Here is an 18,367-nt window from a genome sequence, read left to right as displayed (position 1 = left end):
TATAACGATGTAAATTCGGCTCGCCCCCTCCCGGGCGCGCTCCGACGGCCCTCCCTGTACGCACCGTGGCACCTCCCGGCGTCCCGCACTTCGCGTGGGCACCGCTCCCCCCACTGACGGAGAGTCACATGCTCCTCGACAGACGCCGTTTCCTCACCCTGTCCGCGCTCACCGTGCTGGCCGTCACCGGTGTCCCCGCCGTCGCGGGACCGGGCGCCGCGGCCGCCGGCCGCCGCTCGGCGACGGCACTGCCACCGGCACCCGGTGGCCTCTACCACCCGAACGCGGCTCCCCTGCACCCCACCGCGCTGCTGCGGCTGCCGGTGACCGCCGTCCGCCCGCGCGGCTGGCTGGCCGGGCAGCTGCGGCTCCAGCTCGACGGACTGTGCGGCCAGTACGACCGCGTCTCGCACTTCCTCGACATGTCGGCCTCGGGCTGGGTGCACTCCGACCGGGGCGGCTGGGAGGAAGTGCCGTACTGGCTGCGCGGCTTCGTCGACCTGGCGATCGTCACCCGCGACCAGGACGCGCTGACCCGGGCGCGGCGGTGGTTCGACGCGATCCTCGCCACCCAGCGTGCCGACGGCTTCTTCGGCCCCGAGCCGCTGCGCACGTCCCTGGACGGCGGCCCCGACTTCTGGCCCTTCCTGCCGCTGCTGCAAGCACTGCGCTCCTGGCAGGAGTACGCCGGTGACAGCCGCGTCGTGCCGTTCCTGACCCGCTTCCTGCGCTTCGTGCACGCCCAGGGTTCCAGCGCGTTCGACCGCAGCTGGGTGTCGTACCGCTGGGGCGACGGCATCGACACGGCGGTGTGGCTGTACAACCGCACCGGTGACGCGTTCCTGCTCGACCTGCTGGACCGGATGCACACCCTCGGCGCCGACTGGACCGGTCCGCTGCCCAGCGGCCACAACGTCAACATCGCCCAGGGCTTCCGGGAGCCGGCGCAGTACGCCGCCCGCTCCGGTGCCGCGGACGACGTCGGGGCGACGTACCGGACGTACGACGGCGTCCTCGGGGAGTACGGGCAGTTCCCCGGGGGCGGCTTCGCCGGTGACGAGAACGTCCGGCCCGGCCGCACCGACCCCCGGCAGGGCTTCGAGACCTGCGGGATCGTGGAGTTCATGGCCAGCCACGAGCTGCTCACCCGGCTCACCGGCGATCCCGTCTGGGCCGACCGCTGCGAGGACCTGGCGTTCAACGCGCTGCCGGCCGCGCTGGACCCGCAGGGCAGGGCGGTGCACTACATCACCAGCGCCAACAGCGTCGACCTGGACAACTCCCCCAAGACCCGCGGCCAGTTCCAGAACGGCTTCGCGATGCAGTCGTACCGGCCCGGCGTCGACCAGTACCGCTGCTGTCCGCACAACTACGGCATGGGCTGGCCCTGGTTCACCCAGGAGCTGTTCACCGCCACCCCCGACCGCGGCCTGTGCGCCTCGCTGTACGCGCCGTGCGAGGTGACCGCCGCCGTCGCCGACAACGTTGCCGTCACGGTGCGCGAGGAGACCGACTACCCCTTCGGCGACACCGTCCGCCTCACCCTGTCCCTGCCCGCCGCCACCGCCTTCCCGCTGCTGCTGCGGGTGCCCGGCTGGTGCCGCGACCCGCAGGTCACCGTCAACGGGCAGGCGTCCGCCGCCGTCCCGCCCGGCCCGGCCTTCGCCCGGCTCGAGCGCACCTGGCGCAGCGGCGACACCGTGGAGCTGCGCCTGCCGCAGCGCATCACGGCCCGCACCTGGGCGCGCAACGGCGGCTCGGTGAGCATCGACCGCGGCCCGCTGAGCTACGCCCTGCGCATCGGCGAGGACTTCGTGCGCACCGGCGGCAGCGACGCCTTCCCGGAGTACGACGTGCACGCCACCAGCCCGTGGAACTACGGGCTCGCCACCGGCGCCGCCGATCCCACGGCCGGGCTCGCCTTCACCGCCTCCGGCGGCCCCCTGCCGGACAACCCCTTCACCCAGGCCGCCGTGCCGTACCGGATCACCGCCCCGGCGCGGCGCGTCCCGGAGTGGCGGGCCGACGACGAGCACGTGGCCGAGCCGCTCCAGGCGAGCCCCGCGCTGAGCACGCAGCCGGTGGAGACGGTCACGCTGATCCCGCTCGGCGCGGCCAGGCTGCGCATCTCCGCCTTCCCCCTCGCCTCCGCCTCCGGCACCCGGTGGGGCACCGGCGGGGCGTCCTTCCGGCTGGTCGGCCGGCGCAGCGGCAAGGTGCTCGGCGTGGACCGCATGTCGCAGGACGACAGCGCGCAGGTCGTCCAGTACGCCGACAACGGCACCGCCGACCACCGCTGGCAGCTGCTGGCCGACTCCGGGGGCTGGTACCGGGTGCGCAACGTCCATTCCGGGAAGGTGCTGGGCGTCGACCGCATGTCCCACGACGACGACGCGCGGGTGGTGCAGTACGCGGACAACGGCACCGCCGACCACCAGTGGCAGCTCGTGGACGCGGGTGACGGCTGGTACCGGCTGCGCAACCGGGAGAGCGGCAAGGTGCTCGGCATCCTGGGCGCGTCCACCGCCGACAGCACGGCCGCCGTCCAGCGCCCCGACGACGGCGCCGACGACCACCTCTGGCGGCTGCTGCCCGACGGGCCGGTCCGGCTGGAGAACAGCAACTCGGGCAAGGTCCTCGGCGTCGACGGCATGTCCCGCGACGACAGCGCCCACGTGGTGCAGTTCGCCGACAACGGCACCGCCGACCATCAGTGGACGTTCCTCCCCGACGACGGCGGCTGGTTCCGCCTGCGCAACGAGAACTCCGGCAAGGTCCTCGGCGTCGACGGCATGTCCCGCGACGACAGCGCCCAGGTCGTGCAGTACGCCGACAACGGCACCGCCGACCACCAGTGGCGCCTCCAGCACCGCGGCGACGGCTGGTTCGCCCTCCGCAACCGCAACAGCGACAAGGTGCTCGGCGTGCACCTGATGTCCCGTGACGACAGCGCTCCGGTCGTGCAGTACGCGGACAACGGCACCGCCGACCACCTCTGGCGCCTCCTCTAGACCCGCGCCGGGACCCGGGCGGGAGCGGCTCCCCGCCCGGGCTCCCGGCGCGACCGGGCCGCCCGCCGCCACGGGCAGGCGCGTCCATGCGGGTTGTACGTGCGGTGCGGACGAACCGGAACCGGGGTCCACGGCGTTGTGCAGGTGCGCTCATGCCCTTGGGAAGAAAGGCCGACCGATGCACCGCAACACTCTCCTTCTCGCCCTCTGCACCCTCCTCACGGCCGCCGCGACCGGATTTCTCGCCACCACCGCCATCCGCAGCCAGTACACCTCGCACTGACCCCGGCTCCACCCACCGGTGTGCGTCGCGGGCGCACCCCCTGGTCGGTGGGGTGCCGCGGCGGCCCGTAGGCTCTGGCGCATGGCGGGTGGACAGGCGCGCGGGTCGGAACGGGGACCGGGTCGGCCGCGGGAGGAGCGGGTCACCGGGGCGGTCCTGAACGCGGTCGTGGACATCGTCACCGAGCAGGGCATGGGCGCGGTCACCATGGACGCCGTCGCGGCCCGGGCCGGGGTCAGCAAGCCCGCCATCTACCGGCGCTGGCCCACCAAGCAGGATCTCGTCATCGCCGCCGCCGAGAGCCGGATCGGCGTGCTCTCGGTGCCGGACCTGGACGACTTCCGGGCCGAGCTGAGGGTCGTGCTGACGGCCCGCCTGGAGGCGTACCGGATGCCCGGGTCCGACCGGCTGCTGGCGGGGCTGATCGGGACGGCCGCGGAGGCGGGCGGCGACGCCGCCCAGTACGCCCGGTACACCGAGCGCATCACCGGCGAGACCCGGCGGATCCTCGAACGGGGTGTCGCCCGGGGGGACGTGCGGGCGGACGTCGACGTCCGGGCCGCGGCCACCCTGGTGGCGGCGCCGCTGCTGTTCCGGCTGGTCGGCGAGCGGGAACTGCCCGACCAGCGGTTCGTGGACACCCTGGTGGACCTCGTCGCCCGGGCCGTCGCCGCGGACGTCTGACCGCGGACCGGCACAGCCCCGCACAGCCCACCGGGACACCGGGACACCGCCGGCCGGAGCCACTGCCCGTTCCGCGCACCTGTTCTCACAACCGTCCGCCGCGGACCCTTGCCAGCCCCTTCCCCAATAACGATACTTCCAGGAACGAAATTGCCCGTCGTCCCCGGAGGACTCATGGACCGCGACGCCACCGCCTCGTCTCCCGTACTCGGCAAGCCCCTGGTGCACTTCGGCAAGCGCGTCCTGGAGCGCACCGCGCCCGGTACGCCCCCGTCGGACTACCGGCGGCTGTCGGTCCACCCGCTCACCCCGCACATCGGCGCGGAGATCGAGGGCGTCGACCTCTCCGTTCCGGTCGACGGGGAACTGGCCGAGGAGCTGAAGCGGGTCCTGCTGGAGTGGAAGGTGATCTTCTTCCGCGACCAGCACGCCTTCGGGGCGGACGCCCAGCTCGCGCTCGCCCGGACCTGGGGCGAGCCGGAGCCCAACCCCTTCTTCCCGACGACGGAGACCGTCGGCGTCTCCCGGCTGGCCAAGGGCCCCGACGCCGCCGGCAACAAGAACATCTGGCACAGCGACCACTCCTTCATGGCCGCGCCCGCCCTCGGCTCGGTGCTGCGGGCCGTCGACATCCCGTCCGCCGGCGGCGACACCATCTGGGCCGACATGGCGGCCGCCTACGACAACCTTCCCGCCAGCCTGCGTGAACGCATCGACGGGCTGTCCGCCGAGCACGACTGGGTGCACAGCTGGGGCGCGGCGATGACCGCCGACCAGATCGCCGCGCACCGGCGGTCGCTGCCGCCCGTCGAACACCCCGTGGTCGTGCGCCACCCCCGCACCGGCCGCAGGCTCCTCTACGTGAACGAGCCCTTCACCATCCGCATCCTCGGCCTGCCCGACGACGAGAGCCGGGAACTGCTGCACGAGCTGGTGCTGCAGGCACGTGTCCCCGAGTACCAGGTGCGCTTCCGCTGGCAGCCGGGCTCCGTCGCCATCTGGGACAACATCGCCACCCAGCACTACGCGGTCAACGACTACTACCCGCGGCGCCGGGTCATGGAGCGCATCGCGATCACCGGCGTACCGCTGCGCTGAGACGCGCCCCGCCTCTCCGCTCCCGCCCGCGCGGGCCGGTCACCGGCCCGCGCCCCGGCACTCCCCCGCCCCCCTGCCCCCCTGCCCTCCGCGGAGTCCCAGTGACCGACACCGACGTCGTCCCCGCCATACCCGCCCGCTCCCCCGCCGCCGGTGACACGCGGCGCCGGGCCTGGACCGTCACCGCACTGCTCGTCGTCTTCATGATGGTCAACTTCGCGGACAAGTCCGTGCTGGGGCTGGCGGCCGGGCCCATCCGCGAGGACCTCGGGCTGTCCGCGTCCGCCTTCGGGCTCGCCAACAGCGCCTTCTTCCTGCTGTTCTCGGTCTCCGGCGCCGCGGTGGGCCTGCTCGCCGACCGGGTACGGCCGACGTGGCTGCTGCTGGCGATGGCCCTGCTGTGGTCGGTCGCCCAGGCGCCGCCGGCCCTGGGCGGAGGGCCGGCGATGCTCGTCGTCTCACGTGTCGTGCTCGGCGCGGCCGAGGGGCCCGCCTTCCCTGTCGCCCAGCAGACCGCCCTGTCCTGGTTCCCCGACCGCGGCCGCAACCTGCCGGGCGCGCTGGTCGTCCTGGGCACCACCCTGGGCGTGCTCCTGGCCGCACCGGGCCTGACCTGGGTGATGAACCACCACGGCTGGCGCCCGGCCTTCGCGGTGGTGGCCGTCGCCGGTCTGGTCTGGGCGCTCGGCTGGAGCCGCCTGGGCGGGGTGGGCCGCTTCGCGGGCACGCCGGACGCCGCCCACCCGACTCGGCCGGCCGGGGCCGGTGCCGATACCGGCGGGCTCCCGGTGACGGCGGGCCGGACGCCGTACCGGCGGATCCTCGCGACCCGGACCTGGATCGGGGCGACGACCGCCTACTTCGGCGCCTACTGGGTCACCGCGTTCGGCCTGGTGTGGCTGCCCTCCTATCTGCACGAGGGGCTCGGCTACTCCACCGCCGCGTCCTCCCGGGTGCTGATGCTCGTCTACGGCCTGAACGCCGTCGTCGTGCTCGGCCAGGCCGGGCTGACCGGATGGCTGCTGCACCGCGGGACCGCGAGCCGCTGGGCCCGCGGCCGGGTCGGCGGTGCCCTCCTGCTCACCAGCGCCGCGGCCTGCCTGGCGCTGCCGTCCGCGCCGGACGGTGCCGTGACCGTCGCGCTGCTCGCCGTCGGGTTCGGCGCGGCAGGCGCGATGACCAGCATCGCGGTGACCACCGTCACCCAGCTGACGCCCGCCGGACGCCGCGGCGGGGCCCTGGGCGTCATGAACGCGGTGGTGACCACCGCCGGCCTGATCGCGCCGGCCCTCATCGGGCACCTGGTGGACGCCCACCACGCCGACGGCTACCGGTACGCCGTCCTGATCACCGGTGGTCTGCTCCTGCTGGGTGGCACCGCCGCCGCCACCCTGATCGACCCCGACCGCGACGCGCGCCTGCTGCCCGAGTGACACCCGGCCGCCGCTACGGCCCCGCGCGGGATGCTCCCGCCGACGGCCGGCCCCCGCCGCCCGACCCCACCTCCCCGAGGAGTGACGTGACCGCCAGCGCCCTGGACACCGCCGCTATGGACCGAGCCGTCGCCGCGCTGCGCCGAGGCGCCGGCACCTGGACCGCCACCCCGCTCGGCGAGCGCATCGCCCTGCTGGAGCGGCTGCTGCCGCGGATCGTCGCGGCTTCCGCCGACATGGCCGCGGCCGGCGCGACCGCCAAGGGATACGGCCCCGACTCGCCGTACGCCGCCGAGGACTGGGTGGGCGGCCCCTGGGCCCTGGTGCAGAACGCCACCGCGCTGCTGCACGTCCTGCGGCGGATCGCCGCCGGCCACGAGCCCCTGCCCCCGGGGGCCGTGCGTGAGCGCGAGGGCCGCACCCTGGTCGACGTCTTCCCCGCCACCGGGTGGGACAGGCTGCTGCTCAACGGCTTCCGCGCCCAGGTGTGGACGCGCCCGGGCACCACCGCCGAGCAGGTCCGCGGCCGCGCGGCCGGGGAGTACCGGGGCCGGCCGGGCCGCACCGGAGTGGCCCTGGTGCTCGGCGCGGGCAACGTCGCCGCCATCACGGCGCTCGACATCCTGCACAAGCTGTACGCCGACGGCGAGGTCGTCGTCGCGAAGATGAACCCCGTCAACGCCTACCTCCGTCCGCACTTCGAGCAGGTCTTCGCCGAGTTCACCGCCCGCGACTGGGTGCGCTTCGTCGACGGCGGCGCGGCCGAGGGCGGCCACCTCACCCGGCACGAGGGCGTCGACAGCATCCACGTCACCGGCAGCGACCGCACCCATGACGCCATCGTCTGGGGCACCGGCGAGGACGCCGAGCGGCGGCGCCGCGCGGACCGGCCACTGACCGGCAAGCCGTTCAGCAGTGAATTGGGCGGCGTCAGCCCGTGCATCGTGACGCCGGGGCCGTGGAGCGCCGCGGACTTCCGGTTCCAGGCCGAGCACATCGTCAGCGGCAAGCTGAACAACTCCGGCCACAACTGCATCGCCAGTCAGGTGCTGGTGGTCCCCCGCGACTGGGACGGCACCGAGCGGCTGCTGACCGAGATCCGCCGGGTGCTGCGGGCGCTGCCGCCGCGCGCCGACTACTACCCGGGCGCCGCCGAGCGCCTCGCGGCCGTCCGGGCGGCGCATCCCGGGGCGGAGTCCTACGGCGACGGCGGCCGGCTCCTCGTCCCCGACATCGCCGGCGAGGACGACGTCCTGATCACCCGTGAGGTGTTCGCCAGCGCCCTGGGCGTCGTACGGCTCGCCGGGACGACGACCGCCGCCTTCCTCGGCCGCGCCGTGGACTTCGCCAACGACGTCCTGCCGGGCACCCTCGGCGCCACGCTGCTCGTCCACCCCCGGACCGCCCGCACCGAGCGGCCCGCCGTGCGGTCGGCGCTCGCCGCGCTGCGGTACGGCACCCTGGGGGTCAACTGCTGGTCCGGGGTGGGCTTCCTGCTCGGCTACACGCCCTGGGGTGCCTTCCCGGGCCACACCCGCCAGGACATCGGCAGCGGCATCGGCTTCGTGCACAACGCGTTCATGCTCGAGGACGTCGAGAAGACCGTGCTGCGCGCGCCGTTCGCCCCGGCACCGCGCGGCCTGGTCACCGGGGAGCCGTCGCTGTCGCCCCGGCCGCCGTACTTCGTCACCAACCGGACGGCGCTGACCACCGTGCGGCGCCTGACGCGCTTCACCGCCGCGCCCGGGGTGCCCGGTCTGCCGGCCCTCTTCGCGTCCGCCCTGCGCGGTTAGGACCCACCGCGGAAATGCGGGTGCCCCGGCGGGCGGGGGCGGTTAGGGTCGGGGCATGAACGTCACCGGCCCCCGCGAGATCGCGACCGCGCGAGCGACCAGCTCGCCGGTTGCCGCCGTCTGACCTTCCCCTTTCCACCGGCGACCGGAAACGGCCCGTCGGTGGTCCCGTGGCGTTCCCGCCTCCTCGCCCCTGGTGTGACGACTGCCCGGTCCCGTTCTCCGGCGCCCTCCCCCGCCAGGACGCGAAGGAGTCACCCCCATGGACACGAACCGTCTGCTGCGCACGTTCGTCGAGTACTTCGAGGAGCGCGGCCACCACCGCGTCACCGGCTCGACGCTGCTGCCACCGCCCGGCGACCCGGTGCTGTTCACCACCTCCGGCATGCACCCGCTGACCCCGTACCTGGAAGGGCGCCCGCACCCCGGGGGCCGGCGCCTGGTGAACGTGCAGCGCTGTCTGCGGACCACGGACCTGGAGGAGGTCGGCGACGCCACCCATCTGACGGTCTTCCAGATGGCCGGCTCCTGGTCGCTGGGCGACTACGAGGGCCCGCAGAGCCTCGACTGGGGCTACGGGCTGCTCACCGAGGGCCTCGGCATCGACCCCGGCCTGCTGCACGCCACCGTCTACGGCGGCGGGGACGAGGTCGGGCCGGACACCGCCTCCCTCCGGCTGTGGGAAGAGCGCGGGGTCCCCGTGGAACTCACGGTGGAGGAGAACTGGTGGTCCAACGGACCGGCCGGCCCGTGCGGACCCGACTCGGAGATCTTCCTGTGGAGCGGTGACGGCCCGCCCCGGTCGACGCCCACGCGTGACGACCGCTGGGTGGAGGTGTGGAACCACGTGATGATGCGCCACCGCCGCCTCCAGGACGGCACCCTCGTGCCGCTCCCCCGGCCCAACGTCGACACCGGGCTCGGCGTGGAGCGGCTGGCCTCCTTGCTCCAGGGCAGGTCGTCGGTGTTCGAGTGCGACGTCTTCGCCCCCTGGCGCCGTCTCGTGCCGGCCCTGTGGCGGCTCGACGAGCCGTCCCTGCGGCTGGTCTGCGACCATCTGCGCTCGGGCGTCGTGGTGCTCGGCGACGGCGTGCGGCCGGGCAGCACCGGCCGGGGGTACGTGCTGCGCCGCCTGGTGCGGCGGGTGCTCACGGTGCTGTGGCGGGACGACCCGTCACGCACGCTCGGGGACCTGCCGGACGAGCCTGTCTCCCACACCCTGGACCACTTCGGGCAGCCGGCCGGGCCCGGTGGCGTCCGCCGGGTGCTGCTGGACGAGGAGCGCCGGTTCCGCGGGCTGCTGGAACGCGGCCGGTCGGTGCTGGCCCGCCCCCGGTTCCGGGGCCCGCTGAGCGAGGAGGACTTCCGCTACCTCCACGACACCCACGGCCTGCCCCGCGAGCTGGTCCTCAGCCTGCGCCCGGGGCACTGAGGACCGGCACGGACTGATCGACGCCGGCAAGGAGACGGTCACCGTGCTGCCCGGGGCGGGCTTCTTCGACTCCTCGCTCTGCTTCGGCATGATCCGCGGCGGCCACATCGACACCGCCGTGGATGCTCCCGGGCAAGATGGTCAAGGACATGGGCGGCGCGGTGGACCTCGCGCACGGCGCCCGCCCCGGGCGTCACCGTCGAGGACATCACCGCCCGCACCGCCGCCCCGCTGCGCCTGGACGGCCGCACGGCCGCACGGCAGCCTGTTGACCCGGCCCCCGGCTCACGGCGCGGCGGTGCCGGGGCGGCCGTCGCCGCCGGCGTGCTCGCAGGAGTCACAGGGGGCGCGGGAGGGCAGGCCCGCCAGGTCGGCGGCCGTGTCGGCGGGTTCCGCCCGCGGGCCGATCCACTCGCACATCAGCACGGTCGCGTCGTCCTGGAGCCGGCCGTCGTGGTAGTCGAGGACGGCCTGGATCAGCCGGCGCAGGGTCTCGGGGACGGGCAGGCCGTCGGCGTGGTGGCGGATGAGGAAGTCGGTGAAGCGGGCCAGACCGAACTCGGGCCCGCCGGGCCGCCGGGCCTCGGTGATGCCGTCGGTGTAGAGGACGATGCGGTCCGCGGGCTGGAGCTGCTCCTGGCAGACCGTGACGGGCAGCTTGAGGTCGGTGCCCATGGGGTGGGACGGCGGACAGGACAGGTGGGCGGTCCAGCGGTTGTCGCGGATGATGATCGGCACGTGGTGCCCGCTGTTGACCCACTGGAGCACGCCGGTACGGGTGTCGAGGGTGGCCAGGATGCCGGTGACGTAGCGGGAGCGGCCGTACTGCTCGATCAGGGCGGCCTCGACGGCCTCGGCGGTGCCCGCCAGGTCGGCGCCCTGCCGGCGGGCGTTGCGGCAGGCGCCCAGCGCGAGGGTGCCGGACAGGCCGGCCGCGGTGTCGTGGCCCATGGCGTCGAAGATCGACAGATGGACCAGCGGCCCGTCGACGGCGTACTCGAAGACGTCACCGCTGATCTGGTAGGCCGGTTCCAGCGACGCGGAGATCGTCACCCGGCCGTCGGCGTAGGTGCGCGGCGGCATGAGGTTCCACTGCATCTCCGCGGCCACGCTCATCGGCTGCGCGCGCTCCAGCTTGGCCAGCGCGTCGCTGCTCCCCCGCTTGCTGCCGACGATCAGCGCGATCAGCGCGGCCAGCGCCTCCATGTCGGCGCGGACGTGGGCGTCGTTGTGCTCGGTGCTCACCCGCAGCAGGCCGATGCGCTCGGTCCCGTCCAGCAGGGGCACCCACCACTCGAACAGGCCGGCGCCCGGCGGTGCGGCCGGCAGGATCTCGCCGTACTGGTAGGCACGGCCCGCGACCGTTCCCTCGACCGGCAGGATCGCCTCGTGCTTGCGGTCCGCGGCCTCGTCCGCCGTCTCGTCCTCCGCCTCGTCACCCACGAGCAGGCACAGGGTGTCGCGCTGGAGGTCCGCCAGGTAGATCAGCACCTGTTCGAAGCCCGCCGCCCGGGCGCACTCGGTCGCCCGGGCCGGCAGCGACTCCACCGCCATCAGGTGACTGGCGGCCAGCAGACCCGCGAGCATCTCCCGCCCACCCTCACCGCTGTCCTGTGCCACCTCGCACCTCCGACTCGCGCCGCCCCGCATCGAGAACGACGCGTCCGCAGGGGTGCGACCGCGCCGTCGGGGTGCTTCGCACCCACTCCGATCGGCTACCCCTTCATGTCTCTCTCAGCGCCCGAATCACCCACAGGGGTCGCCGGCCGCCCGGGACACCGGCCTTGCCGAGCGCGGCACGCGGCGGTTCAGGAGCCGGCGGCGGCGTCGTGCGTGACGGTGACCACGATCTTGCCGACGTGGCCTCCCGCCTCCATGTACCGGTGGGCCCCGGCGATGTCGGTGAGGTCGAAGGTGCGGTCGACGACCGGGTCGAACGCCCTCGGCGCGGCGCAGGCGGCACGTCCGGGCCGGGCCGGTCGCCGCGGGGCGGGCGTGGTCCCCGTGCGGGCCGGTCCGGCCGGTGCCTCAGGCGGAGGGGACCTCGTCGACGAAGGCGGTTCCCGCGCCGCGGTAGGCGGCGACCTTGGCGGCCACCTGGGCGGGGGTGAGCACCTGGTCCTTGACGTGCAGGACGTAGTCGACCTGCTCGTCGTAGGCGCGCGGCGTGGTCGAGGTCTGGCCGTCGAGGTCGATCAGCCACTGGTTGAAGTTGATCGACATCGGCCGCTCGGGCAGGTACTGGGCGTCGTGGGTGCCGAACAGCTGCCCGTCGATGTAGTACCGGATGCCGCCGGTGTCGATGGTGACGACCAGGTCGTGCCAGCCGGCGTAGCTCTGCCGGGCCTCGGTGTGCTGGTTGACGGCCTGCCAGGGGTCGGGGTTGTAGGTCTCCCACGAGGTCGTGTACAGGATGTCGCCGGACTCGCCCCAGCCGCCGTTGGGCAGGTACTCGAAGTCGTACTCGGAGTAGTCGTCGGCCATCGGTGCCTTGAGGTCGTTGATGGTGAAGAACGTCTGCACCAGGTGGTCGCCGTCGGGGCCGGAGGCGGGCGCGTCCGCGAACCTGACCCGGGCCGCGTAGGTGCCGTTCTTGAACTTCGTCGCCCTGGAGACGACTTCGGTCTGCCTGGTGGACGCCGCGGTGCCCGCCGTGGAGGTCTGGAGGTTCATCACCGCGTTGCCGGAGACGGTGGGGAAGGTGACCCTCGACGGGTCCCAGGTGGCGCCCGGGACGCCGGGGCCCCCGGCGGTGGAGCGCACGTTCCAGCCGTGCGCGGAGAGGGCCGGGTCGGTGGCCGAGGTGTAGCCGAAGTCGTCGAAGAGGGTCTGGCCGCCGCCGCTGGGCGGGTCGGTCGGGTCCGTGGGGTCGGTGGGGGTGTTCCCTTCGGGGGCCGTGCCCCACACGGTGCTGCCGGCCAGCTGGGCGGTGACCTTGTTCCAGTCGGCGTACGCGGTGCGGGCGGTGAACGAGTAGTCGTCCGCCTGGTTCAGGGTCTGCCAGTCGGCGCGGTAGAAGCGCAGTTGCAGATCGCCGGTGTCGGCGTTCGGCGCGAGGGTTCCGGCGCCCGGGGTGAAGCCGATCTCCAGGTAGCGGTCCGCGGTGGCCGTGGGGTGGCTGAGGGTGCCGAAGGTGCCGGTGACGTTGGCGCAGCCCCGGACCGCCCAGGAACAGGCGAAGCGGTAGGCGGCGCCGGCGGAGTCGGCCTTGAAGTAGTAGCGGACCTTGACCTGGCCGAGCTGGACGGTGGAGGAGCCGGTGTTGCGGACCTTCAGCCAGGGCTCGCTCTGGTCGGCGGTGGCCCCGGTGGCGCTGGTGCGGTACTGGACGGCGACGCCGTCGGCCGCGGCGCCGGCGGTCGTCGGGAGGGCGACCAGGGCGGCGGCGCCCAGGAGGGCCGAGAGGGCCAGGGCGACACGGCGGCGGGCGGTGGTCGGTGGGGTTGTCATCCGGGTTCCTTTCACTGTGCCTCCCGCTTCCCGCGGGAGGTCGGGGTGGTGGGGCCGGCCGTGCGGGCGGGCGGCCTGTCGTGCGGGACCCGCAGGGCGTCCAGGCGGGCCCGGTGTCCGGCCAGCCGGGTGGCGAACCGGTCCCAGCCGGCCTGTCCGTCCCACACCCGCTCGGCGAGCGCGCACAGGCGCGGGTAGGCGAGGTACTCGAGGTGTTCGGGCGTGCGGACGAACTCGGTCCACAGCTGGCCCTGCGCGCCGAGCACCCGGGCGGCGACCTCCGGGTCCGGTTCGGGAGGCGTGAGGTCGAGCCCGTGGACCGCGCGCAGACCGACGACGAGCCCGGGCTGCGCGGGCGGTTCCAGAGGGCTGTCGCTGCGGGCGTGGTCGAGGTAGGTGGTGCGGTGGTCGGCCTGGACGACGTCGTGTCCCCGGCGGGCGGCCGCCCAGGCGTGCCCGGGCTCCCGCCAGCTCATCACCGTGGACCGCGGCGGGGGCACGGTGTCGGTCTCGGCCCAGACGACGGGCCCGCGTCCGGCCCGGACCAGGTGGTCGGCCATGCGGGCGAGGAACCAGGAGTGCAGCGCGCGCGGGCCCGGCAGTCCCTCGCGGGCGGCCCGGGCGACGGCGGCGGGGCTGTTCTCCCACTCGGCCGTGGGGCATTCGTCGCCGCCGATGTGGACGTGCGGGCCGGGGAAGACGTCCATCACCTCGTCGAGCACGGTGCGGAAGAAGTCCAGGACGTGGTCGCCGACGCCGAGCACGTTCTCGCACACGCCCCAGCGGGTCCACACGCCGAGGTGCCGCGCGGGGTCGGTGCCCAGCTCCGGATAGGCGGCGAGGGCGGCGCGGACGTGGCCGGGCATGGCGATCTCCGGGAGCACCCGGACACCGCGCGCCGCCGCGTAGCCGACCAGGTCCGCGAGTTCGCGGCGGGTGTAGGAGCCGCCGTGGGGACGGTCGTCGAAGCGGTGGCCGCCGGCCGGGCCGGTCATCGACCGGGAGCGCCGGCCGCCGACCTCCGTGAGCTTGGGGTGGGCGGCGACGGGCATCCGCCAGCCCTGGTCGTCGGTGAGGTGGAGGTGGAGGACGTTGAGTTTGTGCAGGGCCAGCAGGTCGACGTAGCGCCGCAGGTAGGACACGGGCTGGAAGTGCCGGGCGACGTCCAGCATGCTGCCCCGCCACGGGTACCGGGGTCCGTCCGTGATCTCCACGCACGGCAGTTCCCACGGCACGTCGCGCACCGGCCGCTCCGAGAGCGCCTGGTGGGGCAGGAGTTGCCGGACGGTCTGGATGCCGTGCAGCAGTCCGGCCGCGCGGGCGGCGCGCAGCAGCACCCCGTAGGGGCTGACGGTCAGGCCGTAGCCCTCCTCGCCCAGCCCGGCGAGGGTGTCGTCCAGGACGAGGACGACGGTTCCGTCCGCGGCCGGGCGCAGGGGCAGACCGGTGGCGGGCGCCAGGAGCGTGCGCAGCAGGGCGGCGGCCGGCTCGGCCCCCGGGGTGGCCCGGACGCGGGTGGCGGCGTCAAGGCGGAGCCGGCCGGGGCGCACGGTCATCGAGCGGGGGTGAGGGACCAGGGCGTGTTCGGGGCGGGGCAGTCGCACGGGTGGTCTCCGACGGTCGGCGGCGCACGGACGGGGGACGGAAGGCTCAGCCCTTGACGCCTCCCGCGGCGAGACCGGAGGTCACGTGGCGCTGCAGAGCGAGGAAGACGACCAGCGCGGGCAGCGCGAAGAGGGTGGAGGCGGCCATGGTGGCTCCCCAGTCGGTGCCGAACGTCGACTGGAAGGAGGACAGCCAGACGGGCAGCGTGCGGTGGTCCTGCTGCTTGATGATCAGGAAGTTGGCGTAGGTGAACTCGTTCCAGGCGGTGATGAACCCGAAGAGCGAGGTCGCCAGCAGACCGGGGGCCAGCAGCGGGAGGGCCACCCTGCGGAACGCGCCCGGGCGGGTGCAGCCGTCGACCTGCGCCGCCTCCTCCAGTTCGGGCGGGATGCCGGCGAGGAAGCCGCGCAGCACGACCACGGTGAACGGCAGGGTGATCATGAAGTAGACCAGGGTCAGCGTGGGCAGCCGGTCGAGCATGCCGGTGTCCCGGGAGATGATGTACACGGGGATGATCAACGACTCCCAGGGCGCCATCTGCGCGATGAACACGGCCAGCATGAACTGCCGCCGCCCGCGCCAGCGCAGCCGTGCCACCGCGTAGGCGGCGCACAGGGCGACGACGAGGGCGAGCAGGACGGCGCTGAGGGCGAGCAGGACGGCGCTGAGGGTGACCAGGACGCTGTTGCGCCAGAACAACGCGAACCCGTCGGCGCCGACCGCCCGCCGGAAGTGGTCCAGGGTCCACACCCGCGGGACGAGGCGCGGGTGGTACGACTGGATGTCCCGTGCGGGTTTGAGGGCGGTGGTGATCATCCAGTACACGGGGAAGAGGCAGATCACCACGGTCAGTACGGCGGCCGCCCGCAGCGGCAGCCCGCGCACGGTCCGGCGTACCGCGAGAGTGCCGGACCGACCGGGACCGGACCGATCGGACCGCCGCGGACCGGATCGCCGAGGACCGGATCGCCGAGGACCGGATCGCCGAGGGGCCGGGGACGGTGTGCGGAGGTCGGGGTGTGTGTCGCTCACAGGGTCTCCCCCTCCTGGCGGAACAGCTGGCGGAAGTAGAGGACGAGGACGCCGCTCATCAGCAGGACGGTGATCATCGAGGCGGCGGAGCCGAGGTCGTAGCGCTGGCCGGCCAGGGCGGTCTGCACGGCGTAGACGGGCAGGATGGTGGTGGCGTCGCCCGGTCCGCCGCGGGTCATCACCCAGATCTGCACGAACGCCTTGAAGGTCCAGATCACTTCGAGGGACAGCACGAGCATGAAGATCGGGCGGATCAGCGGGAAGGTCACCGAGCGGAACACGCGGGTGGCGCCCGCGCCGTCGATCCGCGCCGACTCGTACAGCTCGGCCGGGACGGTGACCAGGGCCGAGTAGAGGGTGATCGCCGCGAACGGCACGGACTGCCAGACGATCAGGAGGATGACGATGGCGACCGCGGTACCGCCGTGCGCGAACCAGGGGTAGCTCTCGTACGAGCTGAAGCCGAGGCCGGTGAGCGCCTCGTTGACGATTCCGAACTCCGAGTGGAACAGCCACTGGAAGACGGTCGTGGCGGCGACCACGGGCACCGCCCACACCAGGACCAGGGAGCTGAGCACCGCCGTCCGCAGCACCCTGCCGAGCCGTTCGGTCATCAGGGCGACCAGGGTCGACACCAGCATGATGAGGACCACGTCGACCGCCATGAACCAGAAGGTGCGGTAGACCACCTGCCAGAACTGGGGGTCCGAGAGCAGGGTGCGGTAGTTGCGCAGGCCCACGAAGTGCGCGTGGCCCAGGATGAGTTGCCGCAGCCGGAAGTCCTGGAACGAGATCAGCACGGCGCGGGCCAGCGGATACAGCAGCAGGTAGAGCATGCCGAGGACCGCGGGCGCGATCAGCAGGTAGGGCCAAGGGGAGGTCCGGCCGGCCGGGTGCCGGACAGCTGCCGGCTTCCGGCCGCGCCGTACCGGGCGGTGGCCGGCGGGGCGCGGTGCGCTCCGTTCACGGACGGTCGACACGGCGTCTCCTCGACGTCAAGTGGGGTCGGTGGTCCGGCGGTCGGCCGGGAACGGGTACCGGGAGCGCCGTCACGGCCCGCTGTTGAGGGTGGTCGTGATGGTCCGTGACGCCTTGGCCGCCTGCGTCCTCTCGTCGCCGCCGGTCAGTACGGCCGTCATGTACTCCTTGATCGGGTTCTTGGCCTCGACGGCGGCCCACTGCGGCGTGTTGGGTGTGGCGTGGCCGTGGGCGGCGCCGACCGCCATCGCCGCCGCGCCGGGGTCGGAGGAGACCGCGTCCGCCAGCTCGGTCCGGTTGGGCACGTAACTCATCGCCACCGCCAGCTTCTTCTGCCAGGCGTCACCGGTGAGGTCCTTGATGAGGGTGAGCGCTTCCCGCTGGTGTGCGGCCACCGCCGGTACGACCAGGTCGGAGCCGCCGGTGAAGACCGCGCCCGGGGTGCCGGCCGTCTTGCCGGGGACCGGGAAGAAGCCCAACTTCCCCTTCAGCGCGGGGTTGTTCTGCACCACGACCTTCGCGCCGCCGGGCGTGGCGATGATCTGCGCGACCTGCCCCTTGGCCATGACCTCCGCCTGCGGCGGCTGGGCTTCGTCGGAGTCCTTGGGCCCCTTGCCGAGTGCCTGGAGGCGCCGGTAGAAGTCCATCGCGCGCAGCGCCCCGGGGCTGTCGAGCCCGCCCTTCCAGGTGTCGCCGGAGCGCACGGCGAGGTCGCCGCCCTCGTCCCAGATGAACCCCGAGAGCGCGTACCAGTTCTGTCCGGGCAGGTAGATGCCCTGTACGCCGCCCCGGTTCAGCTTGCGGGTGGCCGCGAGCCACCGGTCGCGCGTGGTGATGCCGGCCGGGTCCACGCCCGCCTCGCGGAACAGGTCGGTGCGGTAGACGACGACCCGGTTGGCCGCGTAGTAGGGGATGCCGTACTGCTTGCCGTCGTAGGCTCCGGGTTCCGCCAGCCCCTTGAGCCAGGTGCGGCCGCGGAGTTCACCCACCTCGGCGGTGAAGTCGGTCAGGCCGCCGCTCTGGGCGTACTGGGCGACCTGGGTGTTGCCGACCTCGATGACGTCGGGGGCGTCGTTGCTGGCCAGGGCCGCCGCGACCTTCTCCCCGATGCCGTCCCACTCCTGGATCTGGATCTTCACGTCGATGCCGGGATGCGCCCGCTCGAAACCGGTCTCGAACTCCTTCTGGAAGGCGCCCGAGACGCTGTCGCGCATCAGCCACACGTCGAGGGCGGTCCTGCCGCCCTCTCCGCCGCCGTCCGACCGGTCGCTGGACGAGGAGCACGCGGTGAGCCCGGCGCTCAGCAGCATGGCGCCGAGCAGGGCGAGTGAGCGGTACGTCACGGTTCACCTCTGGGAGACCTGGACACACGGACAGCACGTCACACTTGACCAGTTGGCCCCTTCCGGCCTTACCAGTCGGTGCCGGATGAAAGTGGCATGGACCAATGCGGGCGTCAACCCCCCGCGCTTCAGCGGGATTTACTGGGTTCGATGCGGTGCGCGGGTGGAGCGCGCGGCTGGATCACCCGGCGCTCGACCGACTAAAGTCTGTTTACCAGCAGACCA

The 18,367-nt window shown here is 73.5% G+C and carries 12 protein-coding genes and 2 pseudogenes; 7 read left to right on the top strand and 7 right to left on the bottom strand.

Translation table 11 applies throughout. From position 1 onward, the window contains the following. Positions 1-128 precede the first annotated feature (128 nt). The 7 genes and pseudogenes from ACZ6CZ_RS05920 to ACZ6CZ_RS05890 form a co-directional block, all read left to right on the top strand. Entirely contained in the window at positions 129-3,011 is a 2,883-nt protein-coding gene (locus ACZ6CZ_RS05920) for an RICIN domain-containing protein (protein WP_469015343.1), read from the top strand. A 364-nt stretch (positions 3,012-3,375) separates the two neighbouring features. Then, positions 3,376-3,978: a TetR/AcrR family transcriptional regulator gene (locus ACZ6CZ_RS05915; RefSeq protein WP_469015340.1), complete on the top strand. Its 603-nt coding sequence runs from the start codon at positions 3,376-3,378 to the stop codon at positions 3,976-3,978. Positions 3,979-4,152: 174 nt separating this feature from the next. Then, entirely contained in the window at positions 4,153-5,076 is a 924-nt protein-coding gene (locus tag ACZ6CZ_RS05910; RefSeq protein ID WP_469015336.1) for a TauD/TfdA dioxygenase family protein, read from the top strand. A gap of 101 nt (positions 5,077-5,177) precedes the next feature. Beyond that, positions 5,178-6,509, top strand: a complete 1,332-nt coding sequence (locus ACZ6CZ_RS05905) for an MFS transporter (RefSeq protein ID WP_469015333.1) — start codon at positions 5,178-5,180, stop codon at positions 6,507-6,509. Between the two features lie 86 nt (positions 6,510-6,595). Next, positions 6,596-8,302, top strand: a complete 1,707-nt coding sequence (locus ACZ6CZ_RS05900; protein WP_469015331.1) for an aldehyde dehydrogenase family protein — start codon at positions 6,596-6,598, stop codon at positions 8,300-8,302. Between the two features lie 262 nt (positions 8,303-8,564). Beyond that, positions 8,565-9,734, top strand: coding sequence for an alanine--tRNA ligase-related protein (locus ACZ6CZ_RS05895; protein WP_469015327.1), 1,170 nt, complete (start codon positions 8,565-8,567; stop codon positions 9,732-9,734). Between the two features lie 13 nt (positions 9,735-9,747). Further along, a pseudogene (locus tag ACZ6CZ_RS05890) lies at positions 9,748-9,919 on the top strand (succinyl-CoA--3-ketoacid-CoA transferase); the annotation flags it as partial. A gap of 100 nt (positions 9,920-10,019) precedes the next feature. On the opposite strand, the gene ACZ6CZ_RS05885 reads toward ACZ6CZ_RS05890, so the two are convergent. The 7 genes and pseudogenes from ACZ6CZ_RS05885 to ACZ6CZ_RS05855 all read right to left on the bottom strand — a co-directional run bounded on the left by ACZ6CZ_RS05885 (position 10,020) and on the right by ACZ6CZ_RS05855 (position 18,142). Continuing rightward, positions 10,020-11,321, bottom strand: a complete 1,302-nt coding sequence (locus tag ACZ6CZ_RS05885; protein WP_469016561.1) for a PP2C family protein-serine/threonine phosphatase — start codon at positions 11,319-11,321, stop codon at positions 10,020-10,022. A gap of 221 nt (positions 11,322-11,542) precedes the next feature. Further along, positions 11,543-11,662: pseudogene (locus ACZ6CZ_RS05880) on the bottom strand (zinc-binding dehydrogenase); the annotation flags it as partial. Between the two features lie 100 nt (positions 11,663-11,762). Further along, the gene (locus tag ACZ6CZ_RS05875) at positions 11,763-13,184 is read right to left on the bottom strand and encodes a cellulose binding domain-containing protein (protein ID WP_469015325.1); all 1,422 of its coding nucleotides are present in this window, start codon (positions 13,182-13,184) and stop codon (positions 11,763-11,765) included. An 11-nt stretch (positions 13,185-13,195) separates the two neighbouring features. Then, positions 13,196-14,788 (bottom strand): beta-N-acetylhexosaminidase, encoded by a 1,593-nt coding sequence (locus ACZ6CZ_RS05870; RefSeq protein ID WP_469015323.1) that lies wholly within the window; start codon positions 14,786-14,788, stop codon positions 13,196-13,198. 46 nt (positions 14,789-14,834) lie between these two features. After that, on the bottom strand, positions 14,835-15,674 hold the full coding sequence (locus ACZ6CZ_RS05865) for a carbohydrate ABC transporter permease (RefSeq protein WP_469015320.1): 840 nt from the start codon (positions 15,672-15,674) through the stop codon (positions 14,835-14,837). Positions 15,675-15,817: 143 nt separating this feature from the next. Continuing rightward, a complete protein-coding gene (locus ACZ6CZ_RS05860; RefSeq protein WP_469015317.1) occupies positions 15,818-16,801 on the bottom strand; it encodes a carbohydrate ABC transporter permease in 984 nt (327 codons plus the stop codon). A 69-nt stretch (positions 16,802-16,870) separates the two neighbouring features. Beyond that, positions 16,871-18,142: an extracellular solute-binding protein gene (locus ACZ6CZ_RS05855; RefSeq protein ID WP_469015315.1), complete on the bottom strand. Its 1,272-nt coding sequence runs from the start codon at positions 18,140-18,142 to the stop codon at positions 16,871-16,873. Between the last annotated feature and the right edge of the window lie 225 nt (positions 18,143-18,367).

Source organism: Streptomyces sp. NPDC041135, from assembly GCF_055592085.1.
Note: the sequence above shows the minus strand (reverse complement) of the source record. Positions and strands in the feature narration are given on the sequence as shown.

Bases quoted from the DNA above. Each gene is read 5' to 3' on its own strand.
- ACZ6CZ_RS05915 (WP_469015340.1), top strand. From the start codon at position 3,376: ATGGCGGGTGGACAGGCGCGCGGGTCGGAACGGGGACCGGGTCGGCCG.
- ACZ6CZ_RS05885 (WP_469016561.1), bottom strand. From the start codon at position 11,321: ATGCTCGCGGGTCTGCTGGCCGCCAGTCACCTGATGGCGGTGGAGTCG.
- ACZ6CZ_RS05895 (WP_469015327.1), top strand. From the start codon at position 8,565: ATGGACACGAACCGTCTGCTGCGCACGTTCGTCGAGTACTTCGAGGAG.
- ACZ6CZ_RS05875 (WP_469015325.1), bottom strand. From the start codon at position 13,184: ATGACAACCCCACCGACCACCGCCCGCCGCCGTGTCGCCCTGGCCCTC.
- ACZ6CZ_RS05910 (WP_469015336.1), top strand. From the start codon at position 4,153: ATGGACCGCGACGCCACCGCCTCGTCTCCCGTACTCGGCAAGCCCCTG.
- ACZ6CZ_RS05920 (WP_469015343.1), top strand. From the start codon at position 129: ATGCTCCTCGACAGACGCCGTTTCCTCACCCTGTCCGCGCTCACCGTG.